The organism is Milkweed yellows phytoplasma str. MW1, assembly GCF_000309485.1.
Taxonomy (GTDB): domain Bacteria; phylum Bacillota_I; class Bacilli_A; order Acholeplasmatales; family Acholeplasmataceae; genus Phytoplasma.
This window is the reverse complement of sequence record NZ_AKIL01000134.1, coordinates 1-9,302: the sequence shown is the minus strand read 5'-3', so window position 1 is coordinate 9,302 and position 9,302 is coordinate 1. Positions and strand designations below refer to the sequence as shown.

Genomic DNA, 9,302 nt, shown 5'->3' with positions numbered 1-9,302 from the left:
GAGTTAAAAATTAATTTATTATTTTTTATTTCGATAGTTTTATTTTATTTTAACTCTTTTTCTGTTTATGCTATGGAAAAAAGCCAAAAAAAAGAAGAAATAGAATTAAACATTTTAGAAGAAAAAAAAACAAGACAAATGATAGATAAAAAATCTTTATCTTCAGATGATGATATAATTTCGCAACAAGAAAAATTTGATGAATCCGCTGTGATTGATGTTTCTTTTTCGTTGTTAGAAAATCATTATAAAAAAAATTCATCCAAAAAACATTCTTTTATAGGATGGAAACATGATTTTGGTTCTTTGTTTTCTAAAAAAATAAGGCTTTTTTATAATGTAGCCCAAGTTAAAACAGTTCCTTGTATTTCTTTCCAAGAATGGTTAAACTTTAAACAGTTATGTTTTGGCCTTGTGGATCATCATATTCCTAAAGTTAATCTTTTATTTGATTTGATTGATTTTTCCGGCATTAAAGAAGAGTTTGTTGACGATAAATACGATAGAATAGCTTTAGAAACGGTTGATTTTTATCGTTTATTGAAGAAAGAACCATCTTTAGGGTGTTTTTATTTTAAAAAGAACGAAATAAAGGCGGTCGATTCGGTTAATATTTCGTTTTGCAATTGTAAAAACACAGGTTATTCTTTGTTAGAATTGATCCATGAAATAATACATTTTAGAGACAATGATTTAGATACTTTAAAAAAACATTTAGTGATTTATGTTCAACATTTAATGGAAATCGTTAAAGGCGAAAATATTTCTGAAGAAGTAGACCTTTCTATCGAACAGTTATTGGATAAAATCACTACTTCAACTGATATTGAGTCCTTGGAGAAAAATTTATTATTTCATTTGATTAAAAATTTAAGCTATAAATATGTTCCAGAAAAATTTTCCATCCATTCTACTTTGGAAAATAAAAAAATCAAACCCTTACAAGAAATGAAACTGACTTTATCTTTTGCACCACAACATCAAACTATTGGCTTTTTGTTAAAAATAAAAAATGACGCAGAAAACAATTTTTATCTTTATTTATATGAAATTTTTAACGAAGAAAAAAATGAACCAGAAAAATTACAATTTATCGATAAAGTGATGATTTCTAGCATCCAGAAAAATAAAGAGATGTTTTTTAATCATTTATCTATTAACGTTTTAAAAAAGAAAACTTTGTTTGTTAAAGGGATATCTTTATTTAACGCACGCATTTAAAAAATCAACATTATCTTGAATAGTGCAAAAAAATAATAAATAAAATAAATTTTTAATTTTAAACGGAGAAAATTATGAATATAATGAACGATATTAATCCTAAGAGAATCACTGAAGACCAATTTGTTGTTTTAATCGAAATCCCTCAAGGTAGTAATAAAAAATACGAAATTGATAAAGAAACAGGCTTGTTATCATTAGACCGCTATTTGACGACGTCTTTTTGTTATCCTGTTAATTATGGTTTTGCCCCTTTAACTTATTGCGAAGATAACGATCCGCTGGATGTTTTTGTTTTATCCCAAGCGCCCTTAGATCCGATGGTTTTAGTGAATTGTCGTCCTCTCGGAGTTATTCGCATGATTGATAACGGAGAATTAGATGAAAAATTGATCGCTGTTCCTGTGAGAGATCCTTTAATGGAACAGTACCAAGATATTAAAGAATTGCCTCAACCTTTAGTAGCCGAAATAGAACATTTTTTACTTCATTATAAAGATTTAGACAAAAAAACAGTTTCTATAGAAAAAATAGAAGGAAAACAAGAAGCTAAAAAAGTTATTAAACGTTCTTTAGTTGCTTACCAAGAAATCACTAAAAAATAACACTGTTTTAATTGTTGTAGTTTTCTTATTTTTCAAAAAGACTTATCGCCAATGATATGTCTAATTTTTATTTTTAAAATTTATTTTTTGAAATGTATGAATGATTATAATTGTTTTTATGTTATTTTTATTTCGCATTTGATAAAATAACGAAAGAGATGACGAATAACAATGAAAACAACTGTCATTTTAAATAAAAAAACTTCTTATGATTATTTCTTAGATAAAAAATATTGTGCTGGAATTAAATTATTGGGTAACGAAGTTAAATCTATCCGTTTAGGCAAAGTTAATTTAGATAGTTCTTACATTTATTTTGTGGGCGATGAATTGTTTGTTTATAATATGAAAATCACTAAATATGATTTTAGTAATAATTTTGATTTTGAAGAAAATAGGAAAAAGAAGCTTTTGTTGAAAAAGCAAGAAATTTTACAAATAAAAAGTAAAATTAAATTGAAAAATTTTAGCGTTATTCCGATTAAACTATTCTTAATTAAAAACTTTTTTAAATTAGAGTTCGCTTTAGCTCAAGGTAAGAAAAAATACGATAAAAGAGCTGATTTAAAGAAAAAAGATGATAATTTAAGAATTAAGAAAGCTTTAAAATATTCTGAATATTGATCTTTTCTTTTTAAATAATTTCTGTTTTACCTTTTTAAAAGACCTTTTCTAAGGTCTTTTCTTTTAAAAAGGAAATAAAATATAGAACGTTTTTTAACGTTCTTAAGGATAAATAGCGTTAATATGTTATAATTTAAGCAAGGTGAAAAGAATGAAGACAGAAATAGTAAATAAAATTAAATTTTTAACAGACTTGATTAATAAAGCTAATTATGATTATTATAATTTAAACACTTCTGAAATAACAGATCAACAGTATGACGCTTCCTTGCAAGAATTGATTTCTTTGGAAAAAAAGTACCCTGAATATAGATTAAATTATAGTCCTACTTTTAAAATAGGCGGAGCTGTTAATTCTAAATTTAAAAAAATCGTTCACGAAGTGCCTATGTTATCTTTAGAAAATGTTTTTGACTTTAAAGAGTTAAAAGACTTTTATCATCGTGTTTTTAAAAAAGTCAGTCATTCCCATTTTATTACGGAATTGAAAATTGATGGAGTGGCGATTAATTTAAAATATGAAAAAGGTATTTTAGTCCAAGCCACTACTAGAGGGAACGGGCAGGTAGGAGAAGCGGTGATCGATAACATTAAAACCATTAAAAATATTCCTTTAAAACTACAAAAAGATATCTATTTAGAAGTGAGAGGGGAAATTTTTTTTAAATATGATGATTTTGCAAAATTAAACACTTTACAGGTAAAAAATAATAAACCTCCTTTTTCCAACCCTCGTAATGCCGCTTCAGGGACAATTAGGTTATTAAATTCTGATACCGTATCTCAAAGGATTTTGTCTTCTTTTATCTATCATATCGTCAAACCGCCTGCTTTTGTTAAAACTCAAAAAGAGGTTTTGGACTTTTTAAAGGAAATGGGTTTTTCTGTTAATCCTTATTATTATGTGGCAGATTCATTTGAAGCATTAATTACTCATATTAATCGATATGAAAAATTAAAAGATACTTTACCTTATGATACGGACGGAGTTGTGGTTAAAGTCAACCAATTAGAACTTCATCCCCTTATTGGTTATACTAGTAAATTCCCTAAATGGGCCATAGCTTATAAATTTAATTCTTCCCAAGGAGAAACTATTGTTAAAAAAATTACCTTTCAAGTGGGTAGAACTGGTTCTGTGACTCCTGTAGCGGAATTATTGCCGGTTATGGTTAGTGGTAGTGTTATTTCTAAAGTTTCTTTGCATAATTATGATTATATTCACAAAAAAGACATTAGAATTGGGGATACTGTTTTAATACATAAATCCGGTTCTATTATTCCTGAAATTATTGACATTATTCAAGAAAAAAGGACCGATCAAACTCCTTTTAAAATGATTACTCATTGTCCTTTTTGTCAAACGCAGTTAGATAAAAAAGCTTATGAAGTAGATTATTTTTGTTTAAATGAAGTTTGCGAAGAAAAACAAATTAAAAAAATAATTCATTTTGTTTCCCGAGAAGCGATGGATGTTAATGTTTTAGGAGAAAAAACTTTAATTCTGTTTTTTCAAAAAGGTTTTGTTAAAAAAATATCTGATTTATACTCTTTAAACTCTTTTCGTAGTCAATTAGAAGACTTGCCAGGCTTTAAAAGTAAAAAGGTTAACAATATTTTAAAAGCTTTAGAAATCAGCAAATCTCAACCTTTTGAAAGGCTTTTGTTCGCGTTAGGTATTAAACATATTGGGATTAAGGTTGCTAAAATTTTAGTTCAAAAATATCACAACATCTATGCTTTAAAAGAAGCTACTGAAGAGGACTTATTGGCTATCCCTGAAGTAGGTATTAAAATTGTTGAAAGTCTCGGAGATTATTTTAAAAAACCTCAAAATTGGGAAGAAATAAATCTTTTAATGCAACATAATCTTCAATTTCAAAACGATTATAAAAATAAAACAACAGTTCAAGATAATTTCTTTAAAGGTAAAAAAATTGTTTTAACAGGTAGTTTGAAACATTATTCGCGCAAAGAAATATCTTCTCTTTTAGAAGAAAAAGGCGCTTTAATCGTTAATTCTGTTTCTAAAAACATAGATTATTTAATTTGTGGTCACGATAGTGGTTCTAAATTAGTCAAAGCTCGCGTTTTAGGAATTAAAATTATTAATGAAGAAGAACTGGAACAAAGGTTATCCAAAAGATAAAAAGAAAAAAGGTAAAAAATAATAAAATGAAAAATATTGGTGTGGATTTGGTCGAAATAAAAAAAATAAAAGATGTTGGATTGGATAAAATAGCTAATAGAGTTTTATCTCTTAAAGAACACGAATATTATGCTACTATCAATAATAAAGAGGTAAAGTATAGTTATGTCGCAGGAAGATGGGCCGCTAAGGAAGCTATTTTTAAAGCTTACACTAAAGGCGATTTAACTCATAATTATTCTGATTGGTCTATTTTAAACCATGAGCATTATGGTTTGCCCTGCGTTATTGATCCTTATCAAAATAAAATCATGATTTCTATTTCGCACACAGATAATTACGCTATCGCTTTTGTTGTTTTGATGTGATAATTGATGATATGAATTCGTTTAATAAAAATAAATAAAAAAGAGCTTTATAGGCTCTTTTTTATTTATTTTTCAATATTAAGACTTGGTTCCTGTTTTTCAGGGAAAAAAGTTTTCTTTTCTTTTGTTTTAAAAGAAAGATAAATTATATATAAAGCGAATATAATCAAATGAAAGATAATCAGGATTAATAAAATGTTTTTCCATTTTTCTAAGGCTTGTTGGTTTTTTTCTAAACGTTCTAATTGAGCGTTTTTTTCTTGGGGTTTTTCTAATGTGTAATCAATGAATGATTTTAATTTTTCTTTTATTTGATTATATTTTTGTAAGGCATCTTCGAAATAAATTTTAGCGCGGTCTAATTTATTATTCATAGAGGGATTTTTATCCTCTATTTCATAACTTTCAAATAAATCGTTACCTTTTTTCATCAAAGATAAAGCGCTATTGTCTGATTCATCATTTTGGATTTGGTCAGTAATCTCTTTTTTTAAAGCGATTAAGACTTCGTTATCTCCCGCAGATAGATCCACTAATGACAACCATTCTTGGACTGATTTTTGTTTTTCTTCTACTCTTTGTTTGGTTAATTTGGTGTTGTATTTTTTGAGTCGAGTGATAATCTTTTTAAATTCTTCATTAACATTGTTGAAAGAAGTTAATAAATCGTCAAAAGAGGGTTTTTCTTCTTTGTCTTCTTCTTTTTCATGTTCTGTTATGTCTGCTTCTGTTTTTGCTGTTTGGTATTGTTTTTCGCAAGCTGCCCATTTGCTGATAATTGTTTGAGAATTTTGTTGATTTTCTAAATTATCGATAAATCCATCAAATTCTGAATGATCTTCTTTTTGATTTTGAATTAGTTGTTTTAATTTTTTAGCAATCCCTAATTCTCTTTCTGCTATTTCTTTATTGTTTAATAGTTCTTGACGTATGGGAATAACGTTCTTTAAATTATTGTTAGCCCCGAAAAGAAGCTTATTATTAATTAAAGCCAAAAGAAAAAGGGTTAAAAGGAGAATAAAGATTTTTTTTATTGATTTTTGATGTGATATGTGATAATGATAATTGTTTATTGTTCTAAACTCTTTTCTAATTTAAGTTTGATGTTTAAAATGGATTATATTAGCATTTTTGAATTTTTATTTTCCAAAGTTCAATATTAAAAAGCAAATATTATCCGCTTGCATTATAACATAAAAAGATTTATAAAAATAAAAAAGAAAACCTCTGAGGACTCATTTTTAGTATAACCTTTAGATGAATTTGGGGAAGGTTTTATTTTTGGAGATTTAGCTAATAGAAACCAAGATTAAATATGGATTTTTTTCCATTTATTTTTTTTGTTGTCATCATTAGGTAAAAAGATAATGACAATAAAAAGGATAATATTTAAGAAAATAATTGAAAAAATTTGGTTAGCATTATTTTTTAATTTTTGATAACGGAATAATTCAACCACACTTTTCTCTTTGATATTAGAAGTTTTTATAAAGTGAAGTGGAGTGTTGAAATTGTCGCTGACAACATCATTGATCCCGATAAAACGATTATCTTTATCAAAAAAAAGAAAATTTAATGTTTTCTTTTTATGTTTTAAGTTGAAAACAGAATCAAATAAAGCCGAATTTCCTTTCAGACTGCCAACTTTGCTTTTGAAAAATTGGGGAAAATTAACTTTATTATCTGAATTGAATAGATAATACGCTTCTTGGCCTATTTTTAAATCTGAAATTTTGGTCATTTCTGCAATAGGATAATTATAATCAGATTCAAAAGTTAATAAAATTAAATTATTTTTATCAAAAAGAAAACTTTGTAAATGTCCTTTTTCTTTTCTTTTGCCTTCATCAGGAGTAGAGGTAATAATATTAATTTCATCTGAAAAAATATTGATAAAATTATTGATCCAATTATCCATCTTTTCGTATTTTTGATCTTCAAATTCATAGTCATTATTGCAATTAGATAAAACGTAATATAAAAATTTATTATTGGCTAATCTTTGTTGATGAAGAATAACGCCATTACCGTTTTGACCGTTACCTTTATGCCAAACGATTAAAGAATTTTTGATCTTATCTGATAAATCTATCTTTTCTTTTTTTGGGGCATTTTTTAATTCTAAAGATAAAAAAGAGTTATCGCCTTTATATAAATCATAGTTATTAAATTTACGTGTGTAAGTTGCGGAGATTTGTTTATTTTCTTTATTGCGTTTGTGTATAATTAATTCTAAGTTTTCATATCCCTTTTTGCCATCTATTTTGTTTAAGTGAATTTCTAAATCTTCTTGATGAGGGTCCATGAAAAAGATTTCCTCTTTATAATCGTAATTGCCGACTAAATAAATCAAAAATTTGTTCGTGTTTTTTGTCTTCTCTTGAGAAGAGGAAGAAATAACGATTGGTTTTTGATCCAAGAGCAATAAATCTTGAACAAAAAAATTTATTTTGCTAGGTTTGTTGTCTTTAAATTTATTTTGAAATTTCTTTATTTTATTTTGAAAAATAATTTGGTAATTTTTATCTTCAAAAGTTGGATTTACTTGAAGTCTTTGTTTCATTTCTTCAAATCTTTCGTTAATGTGGATCATATTGATCACTTGGGAAAAACTATCGGTGGTTTTATCACCTTGAAGAACGCTTCTATTCATCCCTATAATTTGACCTTTATTGTTAAATACCATTCCTCCGCTATTGCCGCTATCGATTTGAATATTGAAATTAATTTCTTTTTCGTTATGGTAAATAATGCTACCTTTTTTCAATAAATTAATTTCTGGATATTGTCTAGGATTTTGAGAGATGGGATTGACATAAGGCCATCTGGAACCGAAAAAAGGATAATTATTTTCTTGATTTTGTAGTATTTCGTTTTCGTATACGAAAGTGAAAGGTATTTTAGGGTTTTTTATCAATTGAGAACCTATACTATAAATATCTTCCCCTTCTTTTAAGGGCAGAGATGGTTCTTGTTGGAGAAAAGGTTGTTTCGCTGTTTTTAAAATATCTTCCACTTTTTTAAATGATTCATGGTCGGAATCAATAAAAGTGACAATACCTATGTCATCTGTATCGCGCTTATTATCGATATAATTATATACAGAAGCTGTTTTCTGTTTAAATTCGTGGTTAAAAATATGAATAATTTCGTTTTTGTGTGCGTGTTCTATTACGTGGCGATTCGTTAAAAGATAATATTTATATTTTATTTTCCCTGTATATTCATCTTTAATTTTATCTATGTCCCAAATAAAACCAGAACCTAGAAAATCTTTATAATTGATTAAAAAATTAAGTTTCGATAAAGAACGAATTTTGCCGGATAATGATTCTTTTTCAGAAAGAGACGAATCTTCTAAAGGAGAAATGGTTTCAGTAGGCAATTCTGTATGATGTGGTTTTTCAATATTTTTTAAAGAAGCCGAACAATAAGTATCAATTAAGTATTTTGTTAAATATTGTTCAAAGGAGATAACTTTTTCAGGAAAATTTTGATGAATTAAACCTAAAAAAAGACCGTTTTGATCTAAGAAGATATTAAATTTTTTGTCTTCTTGGCCTTTTTCTTTGATCTTGATTGGCAAAAAAAATTTATTATGAGTATCTTCTTGTTGGAAAAATTCTTCATCTTCCTCTATGGTTATGGTATGGATGATACATTTTAAAAAATTATACATACTGTTAGAAGTGATAATATAGTTAATTTCGGTTTTGTTATTTTTATTCTCTTTATCAGGCAAAGAAATGCCGATAAATTCACCTTTGGTGTTGAAAAAAATTTTATTATTTTTACCTTTAATAGAAATAGGCAAATAATGGGTATTATTTTCGTCGTAATCTTCACTTATGATGCCTTCTTGGAATGGCTTGATATTTTCTTTTGTATCCAAGGTAAAAGCGTATACTGTTTCGCCAATGTGGAATTTATGCCTTTTCAATTCATAAGAAGAAGCTGGTTTTTCTTTGTTTTTTTCTTTTTCGAAAACAGTTTGGATGTTTTTGTGAATTTTTTCAATAATTTCGCATTTCTTTTTCATATCGTTATCGTTTGTCTTGAATAATTGATTATTTTTGTTATAATGAAAAAGGTTTGGTTGTGTTTCCAAGTTAAAAAACATACGGTAATAAAAAAAACCGGCCAATAAAAAGATAAAAAAAGAAATGAATAAGTATTTTTTGGGTATTTTATTCACGTACATAAATTTATTTTATTTTTTCTACCTTCTTTTAATATTATGATATATTTAGCTTTATAAAATAAATAAATAGAATTGTTTTTTAAGGTCTTAACTATATTATATACTATTTTTTGTCTGAGAAAAAAGAGACTTAT

7 protein-coding genes are annotated in these 9,302 nt (G+C 26.7%); 5 read left to right on the top strand and 2 right to left on the bottom strand.

The window, feature by feature from the left end; genetic code table 11:
* The 5 genes from RI76_RS03120 to RI76_RS02365 all read left to right on the top strand — a co-directional run.
* Positions 1 to 1,221 (top strand): hypothetical protein (locus RI76_RS03120; protein WP_036343889.1); only part of this gene is annotated, 1,221 nt, incomplete at its 5' end.
* A gap of 74 nt (positions 1,222 to 1,295) precedes the next feature.
* Positions 1,296 to 1,826, top strand: coding sequence for an inorganic diphosphatase (locus RI76_RS02380; RefSeq protein WP_026072059.1), 531 nt, complete (start codon positions 1,296 to 1,298; stop codon positions 1,824 to 1,826).
* A 171-nt stretch (positions 1,827 to 1,997) separates the two neighbouring features.
* Positions 1,998 to 2,450 carry an SsrA-binding protein SmpB gene (gene smpB / locus RI76_RS02375; protein WP_017192550.1) on the top strand — a complete coding sequence of 151 codons (453 nt, stop codon included), beginning with the start codon at positions 1,998 to 2,000 and terminating at the stop codon, positions 2,448 to 2,450.
* 151 nt (positions 2,451 to 2,601) lie between these two features.
* Positions 2,602 to 4,599 carry an NAD-dependent DNA ligase LigA gene (gene ligA, locus RI76_RS02370; protein WP_017192549.1) on the top strand — a complete coding sequence of 666 codons (1,998 nt, stop codon included), beginning with the start codon at positions 2,602 to 2,604 and terminating at the stop codon, positions 4,597 to 4,599.
* A gap of 26 nt (positions 4,600 to 4,625) precedes the next feature.
* Positions 4,626 to 4,967, top strand: a complete 342-nt coding sequence (locus RI76_RS02365) for a holo-ACP synthase (protein ID WP_017192548.1) — start codon at positions 4,626 to 4,628, stop codon at positions 4,965 to 4,967.
* 65 nt (positions 4,968 to 5,032) lie between these two features.
* Here the strand turns inward: RI76_RS02365 and RI76_RS02360 are convergent, their stop codons facing one another.
* Together RI76_RS02360 and RI76_RS02355 are read right to left on the bottom strand one after the other, a co-directional pair.
* Positions 5,033 to 5,962 (bottom strand): hypothetical protein, encoded by a 930-nt coding sequence (locus RI76_RS02360; RefSeq protein WP_017192547.1) that lies wholly within the window; start codon positions 5,960 to 5,962, stop codon positions 5,033 to 5,035.
* 314 nt (positions 5,963 to 6,276) lie between these two features.
* The gene (locus RI76_RS02355) at positions 6,277 to 9,168 is read right to left on the bottom strand and encodes a trypsin-like peptidase domain-containing protein (RefSeq protein WP_017192546.1); all 2,892 of its coding nucleotides are present in this window, start codon (positions 9,166 to 9,168) and stop codon (positions 6,277 to 6,279) included.
* Positions 9,169 to 9,302 lie beyond the last annotated feature (134 nt).